Annotated in this window: 19 protein-coding genes and 1 tRNA gene; 9 read left to right on the top strand and 11 right to left on the bottom strand. The window is 66.9% G+C overall.

Annotation, left to right across the window (positions count from 1 at the left end):
* The first annotated feature begins 2 nt into the window (after positions 1–2).
* A complete protein-coding gene (locus ACZ1H8_RS09255) occupies positions 3–1,043 on the top strand; it encodes a DUF3667 domain-containing protein (RefSeq protein ID WP_465181011.1) in 1,041 nt (346 codons plus the stop codon).
* Positions 1,044–1,143: 100 nt separating this feature from the next.
* On the opposite strand, the gene ftsH is transcribed toward ACZ1H8_RS09255, so the two are convergent.
* The 5 genes from ftsH to ptsP all read right to left on the bottom strand — a co-directional run bounded on the left by ftsH (position 1,144) and on the right by ptsP (position 8,485).
* Positions 1,144–3,117 carry an ATP-dependent zinc metalloprotease FtsH gene (gene ftsH, locus ACZ1H8_RS09250; protein WP_465181010.1) on the bottom strand — a complete coding sequence of 658 codons (1,974 nt, stop codon included), beginning with the start codon at positions 3,115–3,117 and terminating at the stop codon, positions 1,144–1,146.
* Between the two features lie 71 nt (positions 3,118–3,188).
* Positions 3,189–4,178, bottom strand: a complete 990-nt coding sequence (gene tilS, locus ACZ1H8_RS09245) for a tRNA lysidine(34) synthetase TilS (protein WP_465181009.1) — start codon at positions 4,176–4,178, stop codon at positions 3,189–3,191.
* Positions 4,179–4,193: 15 nt separating this feature from the next.
* A complete protein-coding gene (locus ACZ1H8_RS09240) occupies positions 4,194–5,126 on the bottom strand; it encodes a tetratricopeptide repeat protein (RefSeq protein ID WP_465181008.1) in 933 nt (310 codons plus the stop codon).
* 64 nt (positions 5,127–5,190) lie between these two features.
* Complete coding sequence (locus ACZ1H8_RS09235; protein WP_465181007.1) at positions 5,191–6,099, bottom strand: helix-turn-helix domain-containing protein; 909 nt, start codon at positions 6,097–6,099, stop codon at positions 5,191–5,193.
* Positions 6,100–6,202: 103 nt separating this feature from the next.
* Positions 6,203–8,485, bottom strand: coding sequence for a phosphoenolpyruvate--protein phosphotransferase (ptsP, locus tag ACZ1H8_RS09230; protein WP_465181006.1), 2,283 nt, complete (start codon positions 8,483–8,485; stop codon positions 6,203–6,205).
* 149 nt (positions 8,486–8,634) lie between these two features.
* On the opposite strand from ptsP, the gene ACZ1H8_RS09225 reads away from it, so the two are divergent.
* Both ACZ1H8_RS09225 and ACZ1H8_RS09220 read left to right on the top strand, forming a co-directional pair.
* Positions 8,635–8,976 (top strand): PadR family transcriptional regulator, encoded by a 342-nt coding sequence (locus tag ACZ1H8_RS09225; protein ID WP_465181005.1) that lies wholly within the window; start codon positions 8,635–8,637, stop codon positions 8,974–8,976.
* On the top strand, positions 8,973–9,923 hold the full coding sequence (locus ACZ1H8_RS09220; RefSeq protein ID WP_465181004.1) for an HAAS signaling domain-containing protein: 951 nt from the start codon (positions 8,973–8,975) through the stop codon (positions 9,921–9,923). The genes ACZ1H8_RS09225 and ACZ1H8_RS09220 overlap by 4 nt, the downstream gene beginning before the upstream one ends.
* 56 nt (positions 9,924–9,979) lie before the next feature.
* On the opposite strand, the gene ACZ1H8_RS09215 is transcribed toward ACZ1H8_RS09220, so the two are convergent.
* Positions 9,980–10,999, bottom strand: a complete 1,020-nt coding sequence (locus ACZ1H8_RS09215; protein WP_465181003.1) for an NAD(P)H-dependent flavin oxidoreductase — start codon at positions 10,997–10,999, stop codon at positions 9,980–9,982.
* A gap of 57 nt (positions 11,000–11,056) precedes the next feature.
* Positions 11,057–12,310: an aspartate kinase gene (locus ACZ1H8_RS09210; RefSeq protein WP_110150672.1), complete on the bottom strand. Its 1,254-nt coding sequence runs from the start codon at positions 12,308–12,310 to the stop codon at positions 11,057–11,059.
* A gap of 58 nt (positions 12,311–12,368) precedes the next feature.
* On the opposite strand from ACZ1H8_RS09210, the gene ubiG reads away from it, so the two are divergent.
* The gene (ubiG, locus tag ACZ1H8_RS09205; RefSeq protein WP_110150671.1) at positions 12,369–13,100 is read left to right on the top strand and encodes a bifunctional 2-polyprenyl-6-hydroxyphenol methylase/3-demethylubiquinol 3-O-methyltransferase UbiG; all 732 of its coding nucleotides are present in this window, start codon (positions 12,369–12,371) and stop codon (positions 13,098–13,100) included.
* Positions 13,101–13,121: 21 nt separating this feature from the next.
* Here the strand turns inward: ubiG and ACZ1H8_RS09200 are convergent, their stop codons facing one another.
* Together ACZ1H8_RS09200 and ACZ1H8_RS09195 are read right to left on the bottom strand one after the other, a co-directional pair.
* Positions 13,122–13,700, bottom strand: coding sequence for a carbohydrate binding domain-containing protein (locus tag ACZ1H8_RS09200; protein ID WP_110150670.1), 579 nt, complete (start codon positions 13,698–13,700; stop codon positions 13,122–13,124).
* 98 nt (positions 13,701–13,798) lie between these two features.
* Positions 13,799–14,149 carry a GFA family protein gene (locus tag ACZ1H8_RS09195; protein WP_110150669.1) on the bottom strand — a complete coding sequence of 117 codons (351 nt, stop codon included), beginning with the start codon at positions 14,147–14,149 and terminating at the stop codon, positions 13,799–13,801.
* Between the two features lie 118 nt (positions 14,150–14,267).
* On the opposite strand from ACZ1H8_RS09195, the gene ung reads away from it, so the two are divergent.
* Together ung and ACZ1H8_RS09185 are read left to right on the top strand one after the other, a co-directional pair.
* On the top strand, positions 14,268–14,963 hold the full coding sequence (gene ung / locus ACZ1H8_RS09190) for a uracil-DNA glycosylase (RefSeq protein WP_110150668.1): 696 nt from the start codon (positions 14,268–14,270) through the stop codon (positions 14,961–14,963).
* On the top strand, positions 14,960–15,580 hold the full coding sequence (locus ACZ1H8_RS09185; RefSeq protein WP_110150667.1) for a hypothetical protein: 621 nt from the start codon (positions 14,960–14,962) through the stop codon (positions 15,578–15,580). Before ung ends, ACZ1H8_RS09185 begins: the two co-directional genes overlap by 4 nt.
* A gap of 3 nt (positions 15,581–15,583) precedes the next feature.
* Here ACZ1H8_RS09185 and ACZ1H8_RS09180 read toward each other — a convergent pair whose 3' ends face one another.
* Entirely contained in the window at positions 15,584–16,195 is a 612-nt protein-coding gene (locus ACZ1H8_RS09180; protein ID WP_110150666.1) for an LON peptidase substrate-binding domain-containing protein, read from the bottom strand.
* Positions 16,192–17,103, bottom strand: coding sequence for a tetratricopeptide repeat protein (locus ACZ1H8_RS09175; protein ID WP_219994372.1), 912 nt, complete (start codon positions 17,101–17,103; stop codon positions 16,192–16,194). Before ACZ1H8_RS09175 ends, ACZ1H8_RS09180 begins: the two co-directional genes overlap by 4 nt.
* Before the next feature lie 191 nt (positions 17,104–17,294).
* On the opposite strand from ACZ1H8_RS09175, the gene ACZ1H8_RS09170 reads away from it, so the two are divergent.
* The 3 genes from ACZ1H8_RS09170 to ACZ1H8_RS09160 all read left to right on the top strand — a co-directional run bounded on the left by ACZ1H8_RS09170 (position 17,295) and on the right by ACZ1H8_RS09160 (position 19,562).
* Positions 17,295–17,369: transfer RNA gene (locus tag ACZ1H8_RS09170), tRNA-Gly, on the top strand.
* 57 nt (positions 17,370–17,426) lie between these two features.
* The gene (locus ACZ1H8_RS09165; RefSeq protein ID WP_465181002.1) at positions 17,427–17,999 is read left to right on the top strand and encodes an Imm63 family immunity protein; all 573 of its coding nucleotides are present in this window, start codon (positions 17,427–17,429) and stop codon (positions 17,997–17,999) included.
* Between the two features lie 111 nt (positions 18,000–18,110).
* Positions 18,111–19,562, top strand: coding sequence for a S41 family peptidase (locus ACZ1H8_RS09160; RefSeq protein WP_465181373.1), 1,452 nt, complete (start codon positions 18,111–18,113; stop codon positions 19,560–19,562).
* Positions 19,563–19,669: the final 107 nt, after the last annotated feature.

Below are 19,669 nucleotides of genomic sequence, written 5' to 3'. Positions count from 1 at the left end.
GCATGGGGGAATTCGAAGCTGCTGGCGAACTCGTCACCGGGGCCATGATCGGCCGCGCCGTGGAACCGCATTCGGGGGAAGGCCATGGCCATGACCCGCTCTGCCTCAACTGCGGCACCGCACTGATCGGCAATCACTGCCATCGCTGCGGCCAGCCGGGGCATGTCCACCGGTCGCTCGGCGCGATCGGGCACGAGATCCTGCACGGCGTGGCCCATTTCGAAGGCAAATTGTGGCGCACGCTGCCGCTGCTGTTCTGGCGGCCGGGCGAATTGACACGGCGCTATATCGCCGGAGAGCGGGCGCGCTTCGTGTCGCCGATGGCGCTGTTCCTGTTCTCGATATTCACCATGTTCGCCGTGTTCCAGATTGCCGGGATCCAGACCCCGACCGACCTTGGCAACATGAATGCCGGCACGGCGATTTCCGAATTGCGTGCCAAGGCGGTCGAGAACCGGGCGAACGCGATCGCCTCCCGCGACAAGCGGGCGGCCGACGATCCCAAACGCGCCAGATACGAGCAGCGCATTGCCGAAGCCGACGCGACCATCCGCCAGCTCGACGCAATCCCCCAGGAAGTCCGCAACGATGCGCCCGAAGTCCACACCAACATCAAGAGTTTCGACAAGGGAATCAGCAAATGGCGCCAAAACCCCTCGCTGATGCTCTACAAGCTCCAGACCAACGTCTATAAATTCTCCTGGCTGCTGATCCCGCTGTCGCTGCCGTTCGTATGGATCCTGTTCTTCTGGAAGCCCGAATATAGGCTGTACGATCACACGGTCTTCATCACCTATTCGATCGCGTTCATGTCGCTGCTGTTCATCATCCTGACGATCGCCAGCGCGATCGGGGTGCAGGCGGGGTGGATCATGGCGGCGGGACTGTTCGTGCCGCCGCTCCATATCCTGCGCCAGATGAAGCAGGCCTATCGGCTCGGCTGGGTTTCGGCCGTCATCCGCACCGTCATCCTGTGCTTCGGCATTACGCTGGTCGTCGGCATCTTCCTGACCATCCTCGTGACGCTCGGGTTGTTCGGCTGAGCGCACGAGCACGGGGCAGTCGAACACGCCGGATATGAAAAACCCCTCCGCGAGCCAGTCGCGGAGGGGTTTTTCAGTTCAGCATCGGATGGGGCCTGGATCAGGCGCCCTGGGGTGTCGGGTTGCCGAACGGTCCCGGACCCTTGGGCCGGCGGATCTTCGGAACCAAGGTGCCGCCCGCCGCGACCGGAGCGACCGGCGCACCCGGATCGCTGCGGCCGATTTCCTCGCCGGCGACCAGTCGCTTGATCTCGTCGCCGGTCAGCGTCTCATATTCGAGCAGCGCGTTGGCGAGCGTATGGAGCTGATCGATATGATCGGTCAGCACCGTCTTGGCGCGGTCCAGACCGCCCTCGACCAGCCGCTTGATCTCGGCATCGATCAGCTGCGCAGTCTCGTTCGACATCGCCGCCGGACGGCTCATCTGATAGCCGAGGTAGCTGTCGTCCGAACCGCCATATTCCAGCGGACCGACCGCGTCGGACATGCCCCAGCGCGTGACCATCGAACGCGCCAGACGCGTCGCCGACTGGATGTCGCCCGAGGCGCCCGAACTGACCCGGTCATAGCCGAAGATCAGTTCCTCGGCGACGCGGCCGCCCATCGCGATCGACAGATGCGCATACATCTGATCGCGATGCAGCGAGTGGCTGTCGCGTTCCGGCAGGCGCATCACCATGCCCAGCGCACGGCCGCGCGGGATGATCGTCGCCTTGTGGATCGGATCGGACGCCGGCTCGTGGATCGCGACGATCGCGTGGCCCGCCTCGTGATAGGCGGTCATGCGCTTCTCGTCCTCGGTCATGAGCATCGACTTGCGCTCGGCGCCCATCATGACCTTGTCCTTGGCCTCCTCGAACTCACTCATCGCGACGAGGCGCTTGCCCCGGCGCGCGGCGAGCAGCGCAGCCTCGTTGACGAGGTTGGCCAGATCGGCGCCTGAGAAGCCCGGCGTGCCGCGGGCGATGACCCGGGGATCGACGTCGGGTGCCAGCGGCACCTTCTTCATATGGACCTGAAGGATCTTCACCCGGCCCTCGATGTCCGGGGTCGGCACCACGACCTGGCGGTCGAAGCGGCCCGGACGCAGCAGCGCAGGATCGAGCACGTCGGGACGGTTGGTCGCGGCGATGATGATGATGCCCTCGTTCGCCTCGAAGCCGTCCATCTCGACCAGCAGTTGGTTCAGCGTCTGCTCGCGCTCGTCATTCTGGTTGCCGATGCCGCCGCCGCGCGAGCGGCCGACCGCGTCGATCTCGTCGATGAAGACGATGCACGGTGCCGACTTCTTGGCCTGCTCGAACATGTCGCGCACGCGGCTGGCGCCGACGCCGACGAACATCTCGACAAAGTCCGAGCCCGAGATGGTGAAGAAGGGCACGCCCGCCTCACCCGCGATCGCGCGGGCGAGCAGCGTCTTGCCGGTGCCGGGCGAGCCGACCAGCAGCGCGCCCTTGGGGATCTTGCCGCCCAGGCGGGCGAATTTGGTCGGGTCCTTCAGGAACTCGACGATCTCCTGCAGCTCCTCGCGTGCCTCGTCGATGCCGGCGACGTCGTCGAACGTGACCTTGCCTTCCTTCTGCGTCAGCAGGCGCGCGCGCGACTTGCCGAAGCCCATCGCGCCCGAGCCCGAATTCTTCTGCATCTGGCGCAGCACGAAGAAGGCGATGCCGAGGAACAGCAGGAACGGCAGCGACTGATAGAGCAGGATCATCCAGAAGCTGGGCGTCTCTTCAGGGCGCGCCGTGATCTGGACATTCTTCTTCAGCAGGCGGTCCACCAGCTGGGGATCGCCCGGGTTGATCGTCCGGAACTTGCTGTCGTCGCTCAGCGTGCCGCTGATCGAACGCTCCGCGATGCTGACGTCCTTGACCTGGCCACCATCGACCTTCTGGACGAAGGCCGAATAGCTGATGCCGGTACCCGCAGGCTGGGCCGCGCCGTTGCCGAACAGGTTCACGAACAGCGCGAGCGCCGCCAGGATTCCTACCCAGATCAGCAGGCTTTTCATCCAGGGGCTGCCGCCCGGAGTCTCGCCGCCGCCGCCGCCATTCTGCTTATCGTTGTCGTTCATTCGGTTCTGATACCTTCTGCGTCGACTTCAAGATAGGCACGAGACGGTCAATGGCAATGCAACAACGTCGATCAGTGTGATCGGTGCGGCGGGGCCGGCCGAAAATGCCAGCTGCCGCGCACAGCCCGCGCCTGGACTCCCGCAATCGTAGCGACCCCGCCTGACCGCAGCATGGCGATCAACCGATCCAGCCCCTGGTCGCGCCACGGCGCATGCGCGCCCCGCGCCGCGCGAACCTGATCGACCGCGCGGTGCGCCAGCCGCCGGCACAGCTCGCGCGGCAGGTCACCCGGGTCCAGCCACACCTCGCCGCCCTCCAGCCGCAGTCTAAGTTCCGCCTCGCGATCGGTCGCCCAGGCGATCGCTTCCTCGGCATCGCGCAAGTTGGTCGCCGAATGCGCCAGCCGCTGCGCCAGAAGCTCGGGGGTTGCGGCGATCAGCGCGCGCATCCGGCTGCGATCGAATCGCGGATCGTGGTTCGAGGGGTCCTCCGCGGCAACCAGGCCGGCCTCGCGCACCACCCGCGCCAGTTCGCATCGCGCCCAGCCCAGCAGCGGTCGAACGAGGCTCACGCCCTCACCCAGCGGCCGCACCGCGCGCATCGCCGCGAGGCCGCCGACACCCGCGCCGCGCCGTGCGCGCATGAGAAAGGTTTCGGCCAGATCGTCGCGCTGATGCGCGACCGCGACCCAGCGACTGCCGCCCGCTGCGGCCCAGTCGAGCAACGCCGAGTAGCGGGCGTCGCGCGCCCGTTCCTGGAGATTGCCCTGCGCCTGCCAGCCGGCCGGTAGCGACAGGGTCGAATGCGGGACGCCGAGCGCGGCGCACTGCGCTGCCACCGCCCTCGCCTCTTCGGCGCTTTCGGGCCTCAGACCGTGATCGACGGTCGCGGCGCGAATCGCATCCGGCCACGCTGCCGCAGCAAGCAGCAGCATCGCCAGACTGTCGGCGCCGCCCGACACCGCCAGCCCCAATGGGGCCGCGGCGGTCGGCGAACCGCCGGTCAGCGCTTCCAGATCGGTGCGGAACCGCGCGACCAGCCCAGGATCGGGCTGCGTCACGTCAGCCCCACCGGCTCACTTGCACTTGTGGCGGGTGCGGCCGGCGGCGACGCCCGACTTGATCTCGGCGGAAACCGAGCTGCCATAGCTTTTCTCGAGTTCGCCATAGACGCGGCAGATCTCCGCCGACGGCTTGTTGAGCTTTTCCAGCGCCTGGGCGAGGTAGAACAGGCTGTCCGGGGCACGCTCGCCCTTCGGGTTCTTCGAATAATTGTCGAAGAAGGTCTTGGCCGCCAGGCTCGGCGCGCCGGCATCGAGATAGGCACGGCCCAGCAGATTCAGCGCATAGCTGGCGCGGCGATGATTCGGATGGGCGGTCGCGACCGCCTCCAGCTCCTTGCGCGCCTCGGGATAGAATTTCGCCTCCCACAGGCGATAGCCATAGAGATAGCCATTCTCCGCGGGGTCGGCGCCATTGGGCTTCTGGATCGCCGCAAGCTGCTCGGCGCGCGCGCCGGTCGGCCGCGCGGGCGCGGGGACCGAGGGCGCCGCCACGCTGCCGCCGCCTGCATTTGCACCGCCGCCCGACATGCCGTCGCCGCCACCCTGAACGGGCGCTGCGGCCGCGGAACTCTCCAGCGCGCGGATTCGCGCGTCGGTGCTGCGCCTGTAATCGGCAAAGGCGTCTTCGAGCTGCCGGATACGATTCTGGTTCTGCTCGGTCTGGCCGGTCAGCGACTGAAGCTGGCTTTCCATCGCCGAGACGCGCTGGGTCAGGTCGGCGATCGGGCTGCTTGCGGGCACGCCGGGAAGCTCCGCGGGCGCCTGTTCGGGGCGGATCTGCGGCTCGACGGTCGCGCCGGCGCCGCCCGGGAACACCTTGCGCTGCACCGCGCGCATCTCACGCTCGAGACGGTCGACCCGGCCTTCGATCGACGACTGGGCATGAGCGGTGCCGGTAAGCCCGAGCACGGAAGCCAGTGCGGCGGCAGCAATCAGAAAACGCATCTTCACATCCCCGGGGGAGTATTCTGGAACAATGTCAATGGCATGGCCAAGCTGTCGCGGCGGTTTACGGCGCAGGCGTGGCTGCCGGCGACGGAGCGGCCGCCGGTACCGGCGCCACGACCACCGCCGGGCCGGAGGCAAGCGGCGGACGCGGCGTCGGCCGGGCGGCGGTCGGAGTCGGGCTGGCCGACGCCGCCCCGCCCTGACCGCGTGCCGACAGCGCAGCCGCGCTCACCTCGACCTCCACCGTTTGCGCCGTGGCGCTCAGCGGCGGGACGTTCGATCCGTTGAGCGTCACCTGGATCCGGTCGGGACGCGCGGTCCGCGCCCGCGGCTGCTGTGCGTCGGCAGGCACGTCGTACCGCTCGCCCTTAGCCATTTCCTTCTGGAACAGCACGTTGCCGCTGGCGTCGGTCACCTTCAGCCACACGGGATCGGTCGCGATCAGCGACACCTGACCGGCGCCGGACTGGACCGGTGCGGTCTCGTTCGCCGGCTCGGGCGCGGTATCGACCAGATTGTCGATCGTCTCCGGCGCCGGCGCGGTCGCGCGGAACAGGTCGGTGCCATAATAGAGGCCGGCCGCGACCGCGATTAGCACCGCGACGATGACCGTCACCCAGACCAGGCCATTGGGTGCGCTGCGCGTCGGATCGCGCATCTCGTAGGACGGAACGGTCGAGATCCGGTCATAGCTGGTATGCGTCAGTTCGCCGCGCAGGTCGCGCGCGATCGCCACCTCGTCGGCGCCGACGGCGCGGGCATAGGCCTTGGCGAAGCCCAGCGCATAGGTCGACGAGGGCAGCGATCCGTAGTTCGAGCTTTCGATCGCCTCGAGATGGCGTTGCGGGATGCGCGTCGCCGTCGCGACGTCGGAAAGACTCATGCCCTTCGCCTCGCGCGCGGCGCGCAGCTTCTCGCCCACGGTGGTGGGAAACAGCTGGGCCTGGGATTCGGGCTGCTCGCCTTCCATTCATCTCTCCGGCGGAAGGGGTTTCTGCTGCTCCGCCCTGGGGCGCGGTGTCACCCACGGGCACGCGGCTGTCAACGCCGCGTTCATCGGATCGGCCGTCGGTTCAGGCCAGTTCGACCGAATGGTCGGCGGCCCAGCCCTCGAGCGACTCGCGCAACGACCCCTGCGGCCGGGCCAGCGCATTTTCCATATGTTCGAGCAACTTGGCCCGGTCGAGCGAGCGGACCATTGCCTTGACCGGTCCGACCGCGGCGGGGCTGATCGACAGCCGGTCGATGCCGAGCCCGAGCAGCGCCATCGCCTCCAGCGGCCGCCCGCCCATCTCGCCACAGACCGCGACCTGAACGCCGGCCGCCTGCGCCTGCACCGTCACCCGCTTCATGAATCGCAGGATCGACAGGCTGAGCCAGTCGTAGCGCAGCGCCAGCCGGGGGTGCGCGCGGTCGGCCGCGAACAGGAACTGGGTGAGATCGTTGGTGCCGATCGACAGGAAATCGATCTTGGGCAGCAGGATGTCGAGCACCTCGGCCAGCGCCGGCACCTCGAGCATCGCGCCATAGCGGATCTCGGCCGGCATCTTGCGCCCGCGCGACGCCAGCCACAGCCGCTGCGCCTCGAACAGGGCATGCGCCTCCTCGAACTCCCAGGGCTCGGACACCATCGGGAACATGATGTTCAGCGTGCGGCCGGCCGCCGCCTCGATCAGCGCACGCGCCTGTGCCTTCATCAACCCGTCGCGCGACAGCGCCAGCCGCAGCGCGCGCCAGCCCATGGCGGGGTTCTCTTCCTCGCCATTCTCGTCATGGTTGAGATAGGGCAGCGCCTTGTCGCCGCCGATATCGACGGTGCGGAAGGTCACCGGGCGATCGCCCGCGGCGTCGAGCACCGATCGGTAGAGCTTCTGCTGGTCCTGCTGGCGCGGCAGCGTCGCCGAGACCAGGAACTGGAATTCGGTGCGGAACAGGCCGATCCCGTCGGCGCCGGTCAGGTCGAGCGCCGCGACATCGTCGCGCAGCCCGGCATTGACCATCAGCGTGACGCGGTGCCCATCTGCGGTTACCGGCGCCTCGCCGCGCAGCTGTGCGAAGGCCGCACGGCGCTTCTGGCTGAGTTCCAGCTTCGCCTCGAACGCCTCTTCGGTTGCCGCGGTCGGGCGGATGAACAGGCTTTCCTCGCCGACGTCGAGCAACAGCATGTCGCCCTCGGCGATCAGCTTCTTGACGTCACGTACCCGGCCCAGCACCGGAATGCCCATCGCACGTGCCACGATGGTGACGTGCGCGGTCAGCGACCCTTCCTCCAGCACCACGCCCTTCAGCCGCCGCCGGTCATATTCGAGCAGTTCGGCCGGCCCCAGGTTGCGCGCGATCAGGATCGAATCCTGGCGCAGCCCCATCTGTGCCGCAGTGCCCAGCTGGCCCGACACGATCCGGATCAGCCGGTTCGACAGATCCTCCAGATCGTGCATCCGGTCGCGCAGCAGTGGATCGTCGATCTCGCGCATCCGCATCCGGGTGCGCTGCTGGACCCGCTCGATCGCCGCTTCCGCGGTCAGGCCGGAATCGATCGCCTCGTTGATGCGACGGCTCCAGCCCTCGTCATAGGCGAACATCTTGTACATCTCGAGCACCTCGTCGTGCTCGCCGCCCACGCCGAATTCGGCCTGGCTCGCCATGCGGTCGATCTGCTCGCGCATCTTGTCGAACGCGGCATAGACCCGGTGGCGCTCGGCCTCGGTATCCTCGGCCACGGTATGCTCGATGACGATGCGCGGCTGGTGATAGACCGCGACACCGCTCGCCATGCCCTCGACGATGCGGAAGCCGGAAACCCGGACCGCCGCGGTCGACTGCATCCGCGTCGTCGCGCCGGTGCCGGAGGCCACGTCGATCAGGTCGGCATTGGCGATCAGCTCGGACAGCACCATCGCGACGGTCTGCAGCGCCTCGATCTCGACATCGTCATATTTGCGCGCGGCGGCATGCTGCACCGCCAGCACGCCCACCGCCCGTTCGCGCCGGATGATCGGGACGCCGGCAAAGCTGTGATATTTCTCTTCGCCCGTCTCGGGACGATAGGCGAAGTCGGGATGCGACGCCGCCTCGTCGAGGTTGAGCGTCTCGACATTGCCGGCGATCGTTCCGACCAGCCCCTCGCCCATCGCGAGCTTGGTGACGTGGACCGCCTCCTGCGCCAGGCCGCGCGTCGCGAAGAGTTCGAGCACGCCTTCGCGCAGCAGATAGATCGAGCAGACCTCGCTATCCAGAGCCTCGCCGATGATGTTGACCACGGCATTCAGCTTGGCTTGCGCGGGAAGACGCTTCGCCATCACGTCGTGAAGACGCGTGAGGATTTCGCGTGCGGAAGCGACTGCGCTCAGGGCCATGGCGGAAGCGCTAACAGATCATGTCGCCTGCTGCCAATGCGCCTGTTCGTTTCATGCAGATATGGCGCAATTCGCGCATGCTCCGGTCGGGCTTGCATCCTTATACTGTTTGTCATACAGTATGTGCTACACAGGATGCGAGACACAGCATGCCGATCGAGGAAGACCTTTTCGAAAAACTGCGCATCGAGCTGCGCCGCGGATCGCTGGTGATCGCGGTGCTCGGCGCGCTGCGCGAGGAACGCTACGGCTACACGCTGCGCCAGAGCCTGGAGGATGCCGGGCTGCCGATCGAGGAAAGCGCGCTCTATCCGCTGCTGCGGCGGCTGGAGGCACAGGGCCTGCTGACCAGCGAGTGGCGCGAGGAGGGCAAGCGCAACAAGCGTTTCTACCGACTGAACGCGGACGGGACCGAGGTGCTCGCCCAGCTTCTCGCCGAATGGAACGCGATCTCCACCTCGATCCTGCGTCTTACGGAGAAGGACCAATGACCGATCTTGTCGACCGCTATCTGTCGTCCGTCCGCCGCAACCTGCCCGCGTCGAAGGCGGACGATATCGTGGCCGAACTGCGTGACGTGCTGGCCAGCCGGATCGAGGATCGCGAGGCGGCGCTCGATCGCCCGCTGCGCAGGGACGAGGTTGCCGCGATCCTGAAGGACTTCGGCCATCCGCTCGCCGTGGCCGCGGGCTACAAGCCGAATCAATTTCTGATCGGGCCCGAGATCTTCCCCTTCTACCTGTTCACCATGAAGGTCGTCGGGGCGGTGGTCATCGCGCTGATGGTCGCGATGGGCGTTGGCGACCTCATATTCGGCAATGCCCCGGTGGTTCGCGCGCTCGTCCGGGCTGCGGCCGGTGTCGGGGATGCGGCGCTGTCGGCGGCGGCGATCGTCACGCTCGTCTTCGCCGTTCTGGAGCGCACGGGTTTCGCCGCCGACCATGTCCGCAACTGGCGCCCCGACCAGCTGCCGCCCGCCGACCGTCCCGCACCCGGCCGGTGGGAATCGGCGATCGAGATCGGCATCGGCATCGCCTTCATCCTGTGGTGGACGGGCAGCTTCGCCCTGCCGATCCCCGCCAATCGGGGCGGGCTGGTTCTGGAGGCAGCGCCGATCTGGGCCGACTATTACTGGCCGATCCTGGCGCTGGCAGTGATCCAACTGGCGATCGCGCTGGTCAAATGGCTACGGCCCGGCTGGCGCGTCGTCCGCCTCGTACTGGGCATGGTCAATGCGATCGCGACACTGATGCTGATCGCCGGCCTGCACCGCGCCGGCAGCTGGGTCGTCGTGCGGGCCGCCACGATGGACCCGGCCGAGGCCGCACGCGTGGCCGAAAGCGTCAATCTGGCGCTTGGCATCGGCATGGTCGCGGTGGCGGTGGTGATGATCGTCACCACGCTCGTCGATTTCCGGAAGGCGGCGCGCGGCCGCTAAGCACCGCAAAGTCCGGACGGCCCGCTCCTGAAACGGAGCGGGCCGTTCGTATCGGCTCAGGCCGCGCGCTTTTCCAGTGCGTGCGCGGCTTCCGCCATCAGCGTCGCCAGAATGTTGGCCAGCGGCTCTTCCTTCGTCACCATGCCGACCGACTGTCCCGCCATCAGCGAGCCATTGTCGACATCGCCGTCGATCACCGCGCGGCGCAGTGCGCCGGCCCAATAATGCTCGATCTGGAGCTGCGCTTCCATCATCTCGACCTTGCGCTCGTCCAGCGCCTGAGCGACCTCGCGCTGCTTGGCGGTAAACAATTCTGTCGAGGCATTCTTCAGCGCGCGAACCGGAATCACCGGCAATCGCGGATCGATCTGGACGCTGGCGACCGCGTCGCGCGCCGAGGCGCGGATGAACGCCTTCTTGAAATTGGGGTGGGCGATGCTCTCGCTGGCACAGACGAAGCGCGTGCCCAGCTGGACGCCGGCGGCGCCCATGTCGAGATAGCCGGCGATCGCCTCGCCGCGGCCGATGCCGCCGGCGACAAACACCGGGACCTGCGACGCGATGTCGGGCAGGATCTCCTGCGCCAGCACACTGGTCGAAACCGGGCCGATATGGCCGCCGGCTTCCATGCCTTCGACCACGAGCGCGTCGACGCCCGAGCGGACCAGCTTCTTGGCCAGGCTGAGCGCCGGGGCGAAGCAGATCAGCTTCGCGCCGTTCGCCTTGATCGCGTCGAGCGAGCCTGCGGGCGGCAGCCCGCCGGCGAGGACAATATGGCTGACCTGATGCCGGTTGCAGACCTCGATCAGGTCGAACAGCTGCGGGTGCATCGTGATCAGGTTCACGCCGAACGGCTTGTCGGTCAGCGCCTTGGTGCCGGCGATTTCCGCGTCGAGCAGCTCGGGCGTCATCGCACCGCATGCGATCAGGCCGAACCCGCCAGCATTGGACATGGCGGCGACGAGGTTGCGTTCCGACACCCACGACATCGCGCCGCACATGATCGCAACCTGGCTTCCCAGGAACTCGACACCGCGCGCCATCCGGCGCGTCAGTCTTTCTTGGCCGACACTCATTGCTTCATTCTAATCCCGTCATTGAAGTCCGGCTTTCGCCGGGATGACGGGAGGCCGTCAAGCCGCCGCGTCGTCAGCGTCCAGCCCATAGGCGGTGTGCAGCACGCGAACCGCCAGCTCGGTCTCGTCCTCGTGGATCAGCACCGACACCTTGATCTCCGACGTGGTGATCGCCTGGACGTTGATACCGCGGTCGCCCAGCGTCTTGAACATCGTCGCCGCGACACCGGCATGGCTGCGCATGCCCACGCCGACCACCGACACCTTCGACACGCGGGTATCGTGCAGCAGTTCGGCGAAGCCGATCGCCTCGCGCTGCTTCTCGAACACGTCCAGCACGCGGGCCAGTTCGGCCTGGGGCGCAGTGAAGGTCACGTCGGTCGACCCGGTCGAATGGGCGATGTTCTGGACGATCATGTCGACGTTGATGTTCGCCTCGGCAAGCGGGGTGAAGATCGACGCCACCGCGCCGGGCCGGTCGGGCACCGCGGTCAGCGTGATCTTCGCCTCGTTCTTGTCATAGGCCACGCCGGTGATGAGCTGGCGTTCCATGTCGTCAATCTCCTCTTCGCCGACGATCAGCGTGCCGGGTTCGCTGGCGCCATCGGCGTCGACGAACGAGGACAGCACCTGGACGCGGACTTTTTCCTTCATCGCGAGACCCACCGAGCGCGTCTGGAGCACCTTGGCCCCGACGCTGGCGAGCTCGAGCATCTCTTCATAGGTGACACGCTTCAGCTTGCGCGCGCGCGGAACGATGCGCGGGTCGGTCGTATAGACCCCGTCGACATCGGTGTAGATGTCGCAGCGATCGGCCTTCATCGCCGCCGCCATCGCCACCGCCGACGTGTCCGACCCGCCACGGCCCAGCGTGGTGACGCGCTCTCCGGCAGCCAGCCCCTGGAAACCGGGGATCACCGCCACCTCGCCCGCTGCCAGGCTGGCGTCGAGCGCGGTCGTGTCGATCTCGGCGATCCTGGCCGAGGCATGGCCGTCCGAGGTGCGGATCGGCAGCTGCCAGCCCAGCCAGCTGCGCGCCTTCACCCCGATCGACTGCAGCGCGATCGCCAGCAGGCCCGAAGTGATCTGCTCGCCCGACGAGACGACCACGTCATATTCGCGCGGATCGTAGAGCGACGAGGCTTCGCGGCAGAAATTGACCAGCCGGTCGGTCTCGCCCGCCATGGCCGAGACGACGACGGCGACTTCATTGCCCGCATCCCATTCGCGCTTCACGCGCGCGGCAACGCTGCGAATTCGCTCGATCCCCGCCATCGAGGTGCCGCCGAACTTCATCACGATACGTGCCATGGTCTGGTCTTGCTTCCGGGCCCTTGGGATCAGAGAGCCGGGCTGATAGGAGCGGGCCATGGCAAACGCAACCATAGCAACCATTGACCCGCGTGAAGCTGAGCATTTCGGCCGACTCGCCGCCGATTGGTGGAACCCCAAGGGCTCGTCGGCAATGCTGCACCGGCTCAATCCGGCGCGGCTCGCCTATCTGCGCGACGCGATCGACGATCATTGGGGCGGCGATACCGGCGGTTTCTCGCCGCTGGCCGGGCGCAGCGCGCTCGATGTCGGCTGCGGCGCCGGCCTGTTGACCGAACCGCTGGCGCGAATGGGCGCGCGCGCCACCGGGCTGGACGCTGCGCCGGAGAATATCGGCGCCGCCCGCGCCCATGCCGAGGCGGCCGGGCTCGAGATCGACTATGTCGCGGGGGGCATCGAGGCGCTGGCCGGGCGCAGCTTCGACCTGGTCGTGTCGATGGAAGTGATCGAACATGTCGCCGACGTGCCCGCCTTCGTTGCCGGGCTCGCAGGCGCACTTGCCGAGGGCGGGTTGATGGTGCTGTCAACACCGAACCGGACCTGGTTGTCGCGGCTGGCGATGATCACGATTGGCGAGGGCATTGGTGCGGTGCCAAAGGGAACGCATGACTGGGACCAGTTCCTCACCCCGGACGAGCTGACCGCCCATCTCGCCGATGCCGGGCTGAAGGTCATCGAAACGCGCGGGCTGCGCTTCTCGCCCGCGCGTGGGTTCGTCCTCAGCGAGGACACCAGCCTGGATTATCTGGTCACCGTCGTCCGGGCCTGAGGCCCGGACGCGCGGCACCGCTTATTTCTGTCCGTAGTCGAGCACCGCGACCGCGCCGATATCCAGCGTCTGCTTCGCCGTGTTCACGTGAAGCGCGACCGACAGCTCGCCCGCGGCATAATCGCGGTCGGCGCGGCCGACGATTTGGTACAACTTCCACTCGGACGTGACCTCGAACCCCTTGCCGAACAGCTGAGTATAGGGCGCCTGGCTCAGCTGGAGCTGTCCGTTGATCTTCGCGGTCGCGGCGCCATCCGGCGCCTTTTCGACGCGGGCGTAGAAGGCGACCAGCACCTTGTCGCCCTTCTTGACCTTAGCCGTCAGTGGCGAGTTGACGCCGACCGTCCAGGGATTGCCGCCGCCCGGTGTCTCGACCCGGATCGCCTTGCCGAACTGGACCTTCGGATCCTTGATATGCTTCGGCTGGGCGCCGCCGGGCAGGCCATAGACCTGCAGCGCCTCGGGAGCGGGATTGTTCATCACCGTCGGGTCGGCTGCGGCGGCGGGTGCGACGGGAGCCGTCTGGGCGTGCAGCGGCGCCGGGATCAGGGCGATCGACGCAGCGAGCGCCGACACCGCGAGAGCGATGCGAATGGTCATCAGAATATCCTCCCCACAGGTTATTATGCGAAGAGGCTATTCCTGGTTCGCGCCGGTTTCAAGCGGCAAAATGTCAGCGTTGTCGCATGCTCGCCCGGTCAGGCGCTGGCCCCGTCATAATGCTGGATCTGCAGGGCATCGAGATCGACACCGTCGGTGCAGCGCAGGTTGATCACGATCACTTCCTTGCCATCCGGTCCGGTACCGCCGCCAACGGGTGCGCAGCCGCAGGTTCGGCAGAATTGATGGTGGATGACGCCCTTGCCGAACCTGTAGTCCGTCATCGCATCGTCGGCCGCCGCGATGGTCACGGCCTCGGGCGTGGTGAAGTGGAGCAGATAGCCGCGGCGCTGGCAGATCGAGCAATTGCACGCCATCGCGCTGGTCGGCATCTCCTCGTCCAGCGTGTAGGCAACGGCGCCACAATGGCAGCTTCCGGTCACAGGCATTGCCGAATCCCCTCGTTCGTTGTTCTTCGAATGTTCTACCTCAATGCGCCGCCGTGCAGCAATCGGATTCGCATCCACAATTGACCTGTCCCGTCCTCCTGCCCCACCCTTGGCGGCGATGGCCGACGTAAAACTGCATCCCAGCTGGCTCGAACCGCTGCGCGAGGAATTTGCGAGCCCCTATATGGCGGCGCTGCGCGACTTCCTGACCGCGGAAAAGGCGGCGGGCAAACGCATCTTTCCTGCGGGAAGCGAGTGGTTTCGCGCGCTCGACCTCACCCCGCTGGAGGAGGTTCGCGTCGTGATCCTTGGCCAGGACCCCTATCACGGCCCGGGTCAGGCGCACGGCCTGTGCTTCTCGGTCAGGCCCGACGTTCGCGTGCCGCCCAGCCTGGTCAATATCTACAAGGAACTGGAGAGCGACCTCGGCATCCCGCGTGCGCGCCACGGCTTCCTCGAACACTGGGCGCAGCAAGGTGTGCTCCTGCTCAACGCCGTGCTCACCGTCCAGATGAGCATAGCGGCCTCGCACCAGGGGAAGGGCTGGGAGAAATTCACCGACGCGGTGATCCGCCTCGTCAATGCGAAGGCAGAGCCGACTGTGTTCCTGCTGTGGGGCAGCCACGCCCAGAAGAAGGCGGCGTTCGTCGATTCGGTCGAGCGCGGGGGCCGGCATCTGGTGCTCAAGTCCCCCCACCCCTCGCCCTTGTCCGCCCATTCGGGCTTTTTCGGCAATAATCACTTCTCCCGCGCGAACGCATTTCTCGAAGCGCATGGCCGCAAGCCGATCGATTGGGCGCTACCGCCGCTATGACCGCGATTCGCCTTGCCGCGCTGCTGCTTGCCTTGGCGCCCGTCCCCGCTTCGGCACAGCTGATCCAGGACCCGGATGCGGCGTGGCTCGTGAAGGTGCGCCCCGGCCCCAGGCAGCATTTCAGCGGAACCGCCTATGAGGGCCCCGGCAAGCGCCGCACGGAGTATGTCGTCGCGGGCGATTCGCTCGTCGCCTTGCGGACCCAGGATCGCTTCACCCTGGTCGTGCATGTCGGCAAGAAGGGCAGGCTGACGAGCGGCTGGATCGACAGCGGCGCGCTGAGCCGGGACGACCGACCGGCGGGCGATCCGTCCGCATGGCTGGGCGGCTGGACGGCGTGGGAGGGCAGGATCGACATCGCCCGCGGGCCCGAGCCGCGGGCGCTGCACGCCCAGGGCTTCGCGACCTGGGGCGCCCACCGCAAGGAAGCGGTCGCGCACGGCGTCAATTACGGCGAGTTCGACACGATCATCCGACCCGTCGATGGTCGCGTCGCGTTCAGCCCCATGGCGGGCTGCGACATCACATTGCGTCTGCTCGGCCCCTATCTGATCGGCAGCGATAATGGGGGATGCGGCGGCCACAACGTCACCTTCGGTGGCGTCTATCGCCGCTGATTCCTATTGCAGCGTGGCGGTTTCCTCGTCGCCATAGCGGCCATAGAAATGCATCAGCTGGACGATCAGCATCGCGCGATCCGCCAGCGAACTGGCCTCCAGCAACGCCTGTTTCGACGCGGCATCGAACGGCGCGACCTGCGCGATCCCGTTGACCAGCGATTCATCGTCGAGCCGCGTGACCGCTTCCCAGTCGACGGCATAGCCCTGCGATTCGGCAAAGCGGCGCGATTCGAGTTCCAGCGAGGCACGCTCGCCCAACGCCAGCGTCTCCGGCTCGGTCGCGGCCTCCAGCTCCGCCTCGATCTGGCGGAACGGCGTGGCGACCTCCAGCTCGCGCACCACTGTGAAGCGCGCCAGCCCTTCCAGCACGAGATTGAAGCGCCCGTCATCGAGCGCCTCGACATCCGCGATCCGGCCGACACAGCCGACATCGAACAAGGGCACCGGATCGCCTTCGCCGCGCGGCTGGATCATCCCGATCCGCCGATCGCGCGCCAGCGAATCGGTCACCATCGCACGGTAGCGCGGCTCGAAGATGTGCAGCGGCAGGTGCATCCGGGGGAGCAGCAGCGCCCCCGGAAGCGGGAAGATCGAAAGCCGGGTGACGGTCATCCGAACAGGATGGCGGACAGCTTGCGCCGCTGCGCCGATACCCAGGGATCCTCAAGGCCGACGACCTCGAACAGCTTCAGCAGCCGCTGGCGCGCCGCGCCGTCATTCCACTCGCGATCGCTCTCGATCATGCCCAGCAGCGTGGCAGCCGCACCGTCCCGGTCACCCGCCGCCATCTGGCCGCCCGCCAGTTCGTAGCGCGCATCCATGTCGTCGGGATTGGCGGCGGCATGCGCCGCCAGCCGCGACAGGTCGTCGACCGGCTTGGCCTCCTTCGCAAGTGCGATCGCCGAGCGGGCGCGCTCGACCTCGGACGCCTTGCTCACCTCGTCGGGCAGCTCGGCCAGGGCAAGCTCGGCCTCCTCGGTGCGGCCGAGCGCCAGCAGCGCGCGCGCCCGGCCGGCAATGATCGCCGGGTGATCGGGCGCCATCTCCGCGATCTGCTCGAAGATCGACAGCGCGCGCTCGGCATCGCCATCGGCAAGCACCTGCTCGCCCATCGCGATCAGCGGCTCGAGCTCGGCTTCCTGCTGCGCATCCTCGCTCTGGATCGGCAGCTGGCGCAGGATCTGGTCGAGCATCGTGCGCAGCTGGGTCTCGGTCCGGGCGGAGGTCAGGTCCGCGACCAGCTGCCCCTGGAACATCGCATAGACGGTCGGGATCGAGCGAACCTGGAATTGCGAGGCGATGAACTGGTTCTTGTCGACATCGACCTTGGCCAGCACCACGCCCTTCGACGCATAATCGGCCGACACCTTTTCCAGCACCGGCGTGAGCTGCTTGCACGGTCCGCACCATTCGGCCCAGAAATCGACGATCACCAGGCTGGTCATGGAGGGTTCGACGACGTCGCGGCGGAAGGCATCGACGGCTTCGCGTTCGGCAGTGGTCAGTCCGGCAGTGGCCAAGAGAAGCTCCCGAGTCTGAAGAGGGGGTGCAAAAGGATCGCGCCTATGTGGGGTTTCGGGTCGCGCAGGCCAAGCTTTTTCACATTGTGCGCTTTTCCTGCAAAATGGGGGTTGCCGCCCCCGGGGACCGATGCTAGTGGCCGCCGCCTTGACACGGCCCATGGGTCCTCCAGCGGGTCGGGAACGCCAGAGCGGGCGTAGCTCAGGGGTAGAGCACAACCTTGCCAAGGTTGGGGTCGAGGGTTCGAATCCCTTCGCCCGCTCCAGCGGTTTCAGTGTCGAGGATCAGCGATCCTCGACCACTTCCCAAACCCTCGATTATCTTGTGGCGCTTCGCCCTGACGGGCTGCGCGCCCGGTTCGAATCCCCTCGCCCGCTCCAGCGGTTTCGATGTCGAGGGTCAGCGATCCTCCGCCACTTTCGAAATTCATCGATCTTGCCCGACGGCTTTCGTTGCGCCACGAAGCGACATGCTGTTCGGACTGTTCAAGTCGCGTCCCGGGCTGCGGGAAATTCAGGCGCGGGTTCGCGAGCTGGTCGACCAGGTCGGTGCCCCGCCGGGCGACCCGGTGACCTATGGCAGCTCACGCCAGACGGGCACACCGCATATCGAGGTGGACAGCCGCTATCATTTCGTCGTGTGCGAGCGCGGCAACGAGTTCGAGCGGCGAACGACCGATGATCTCGACGAGCTGCTCTACTGGATTTTGGAAGGCGTGACCTTTTCGATGGCCTCGAACTTCGAAGTGAAGCACCGCCGCCCCGGCGAGGATTCCCGCCGCCAGCTGTTCGCCAAACAGATCGAGTATCTCGAACGCCTCTCTCCCGAATGGGCGGCGCGCCAGGACGCCGAACACGCGGAAATTCTCAGCAGGCACCCATTCGTCGACAGGTGAGTCGCGCTACCCTGCACCGATGCGAAGGAAGCGATGGCGCGATGTGCAAGTCGCTGATAGCCTTTCCGAAATTGAGTCGGGGGGATAGTCGTGAGGACAACGCGTTTCGGAATGCTGCTGAGCCTGGTCGCCATGCTGTCCGCCTGTGGCGGCGGGGGCAGCGGGTCGCTTACCACCGGCGGCGGGACGACCGGGGGCGGCACGCCGATCGGCGGGGGCGGGACGCCCACCCCGACCGCAGGGGGCTGCTCGCTGAGCGAGCGCAAGACCTGGGTCGCGAACCAGATGAACGAGTGGTACCTCTTCCCCGAGACGCTCCCGGCCAGCCTGAACGCGGCTTCCTATACGACCGTACAGGATTATCTCGACGCGCTGACCGCGACCGCGCGCGCGCAGGGCCGCGACCGCTATTTCACCTACATCACCTCGATCGCCGAGGAGAACGCCTATTATAATTCCGGATCGAGCGCCGGCTTCGGCTTCCGACTCGCCTATGATCCGTCGTCGCAGCGGATCGCGATCATCGAGGCGTTCGAGAATGCGCCCGCGCTCAACGCGGGCCTCGACCGGGGGACGGAGATCCTCGCGGTCGGCACCTCGGCCTCGACGCTGCAGGACGTGAGCGCGCTGGTGGCGGGCGGCGGCACCGACGCGGTGAGCCAGGCGCTGGGTCCCGACACCGTCGGCACTACCCGCGCGCTGCGCGTCGCCGATGGCGGCGGCACGCGGGTCGTGACGCTGACCAAGACCGACTTCACCCTGACCCCGGTATCGAGCCGCTACGGCGCGAAGATCATCACCGATGGGGGCCAGCGCTATGGCTATATAAACCTGCGCACCTTCATCAACACCGCCGAGACGCCGCTGCGCAACGCCTTTGCCGACTTCCGGGCGCAGGGGATCACCAATGTCATCATCGACGTGCGCTACAATGGCGGCGGCCTGATCTCGATCGCCGAGCTGATGGGCGACCTGATGGGTGCGAACCGCAGCACGTCCGACGTGTTCGACTACATGACCTTCCGCGCCTCCAAATCCTCGGAGAACGAGGTCAATTATTTCGCGCCCCAGCCCCAGTCGATCGCCCCGACGCGAATCGCCTTCATCGGCACCCGATCCAGCGCCTCGGCAAGCGAGCTCGTGATGAACGGCTTCATCCCCTATCTCGGCAGCAATACCGCGCTGGTCGGCACCAACACCTATGGCAAGCCGGTCGGCCAGATCGCGCTCGACCGGACCGCGTGCGACGACCGGCTACGCGTGATCGCCTTCGCCGTCGAGAATCGCGACCATCAGAGCAATTATTATAACGGCATCGCCAGCGTGATGCCGCGCACCTGCCAGGCCGCCGACGATATCAGCCGCCCGCTGGGCGACCCGACCGAGGCATCGACCCGCGCGGCGATCGACTTCCTGGCCGGACGAAGCTGCACCCCGATCGCAACGACCAGCCAGGCAAGGAATGCGCGCAGCGCCGCTGCCAGCACCACCCCGGACGGCCGCGACCTCCTCGCGCCCGCGCGGCCAAGCACCGCCCAGCGAGAGGTTCCGGGGCTGTTCTGAGCCGCGCGCCGGCCGGCGATCGCGGGGCCCCTTGATCGATCCTGACGATTACTGAGGTAACGACATCGCGTTACACATTGGTCGCATCGATCCTTATCTCGGCCTCG

Source organism: Sphingomonas sp. BL-S-25 (assembly GCF_055521555.1).
Note: the sequence above shows the minus strand (reverse complement) of the source record. Positions and strands in the feature narration are given on the sequence as shown.

Coding starts and splice junctions, on each gene's coding strand:
- ACZ1H8_RS09255 (WP_465181011.1), top strand. CDS start 3: ATGGGGGAATTCGAAGCTGCTGGCGAACTCGTCACCGGGGCCATGATC.
- ftsH (WP_465181010.1), bottom strand. CDS start 3,117: ATGAACGACAACGATAAGCAGAATGGCGGCGGCGGCGGCGAGACTCCG.
- ACZ1H8_RS09240 (WP_465181008.1), bottom strand. CDS start 5,126: ATGCGTTTTCTGATTGCTGCCGCCGCACTGGCTTCCGTGCTCGGGCTT.
- ACZ1H8_RS09235 (WP_465181007.1), bottom strand. CDS start 6,099: ATGGAAGGCGAGCAGCCCGAATCCCAGGCCCAGCTGTTTCCCACCACC.
- ptsP (WP_465181006.1), bottom strand. CDS start 8,485: ATGGCCCTGAGCGCAGTCGCTTCCGCACGCGAAATCCTCACGCGTCTT.
- ACZ1H8_RS09225 (WP_465181005.1), top strand. CDS start 8,635: ATGCCGATCGAGGAAGACCTTTTCGAAAAACTGCGCATCGAGCTGCGC.
- ACZ1H8_RS09220 (WP_465181004.1), top strand. CDS start 8,973: ATGACCGATCTTGTCGACCGCTATCTGTCGTCCGTCCGCCGCAACCTG.
- ACZ1H8_RS09215 (WP_465181003.1), bottom strand. CDS start 10,999: ATGAGTGTCGGCCAAGAAAGACTGACGCGCCGGATGGCGCGCGGTGTC.
- ACZ1H8_RS09210 (WP_110150672.1), bottom strand. CDS start 12,310: ATGGCACGTATCGTGATGAAGTTCGGCGGCACCTCGATGGCGGGGATC.
- ubiG (WP_110150671.1), top strand. CDS start 12,369: ATGGCAAACGCAACCATAGCAACCATTGACCCGCGTGAAGCTGAGCAT.
- ACZ1H8_RS09200 (WP_110150670.1), bottom strand. CDS start 13,700: ATGACCATTCGCATCGCTCTCGCGGTGTCGGCGCTCGCTGCGTCGATC.
- ACZ1H8_RS09195 (WP_110150669.1), bottom strand. CDS start 14,149: ATGCCTGTGACCGGAAGCTGCCATTGTGGCGCCGTTGCCTACACGCTG.
- ung (WP_110150668.1), top strand. CDS start 14,268: ATGGCCGACGTAAAACTGCATCCCAGCTGGCTCGAACCGCTGCGCGAG.
- ACZ1H8_RS09185 (WP_110150667.1), top strand. CDS start 14,960: ATGACCGCGATTCGCCTTGCCGCGCTGCTGCTTGCCTTGGCGCCCGTC.
- ACZ1H8_RS09180 (WP_110150666.1), bottom strand. CDS start 16,195: ATGACCGTCACCCGGCTTTCGATCTTCCCGCTTCCGGGGGCGCTGCTG.
- ACZ1H8_RS09160 (WP_465181373.1), top strand. CDS start 18,111: ATGCTGCTGAGCCTGGTCGCCATGCTGTCCGCCTGTGGCGGCGGGGGC.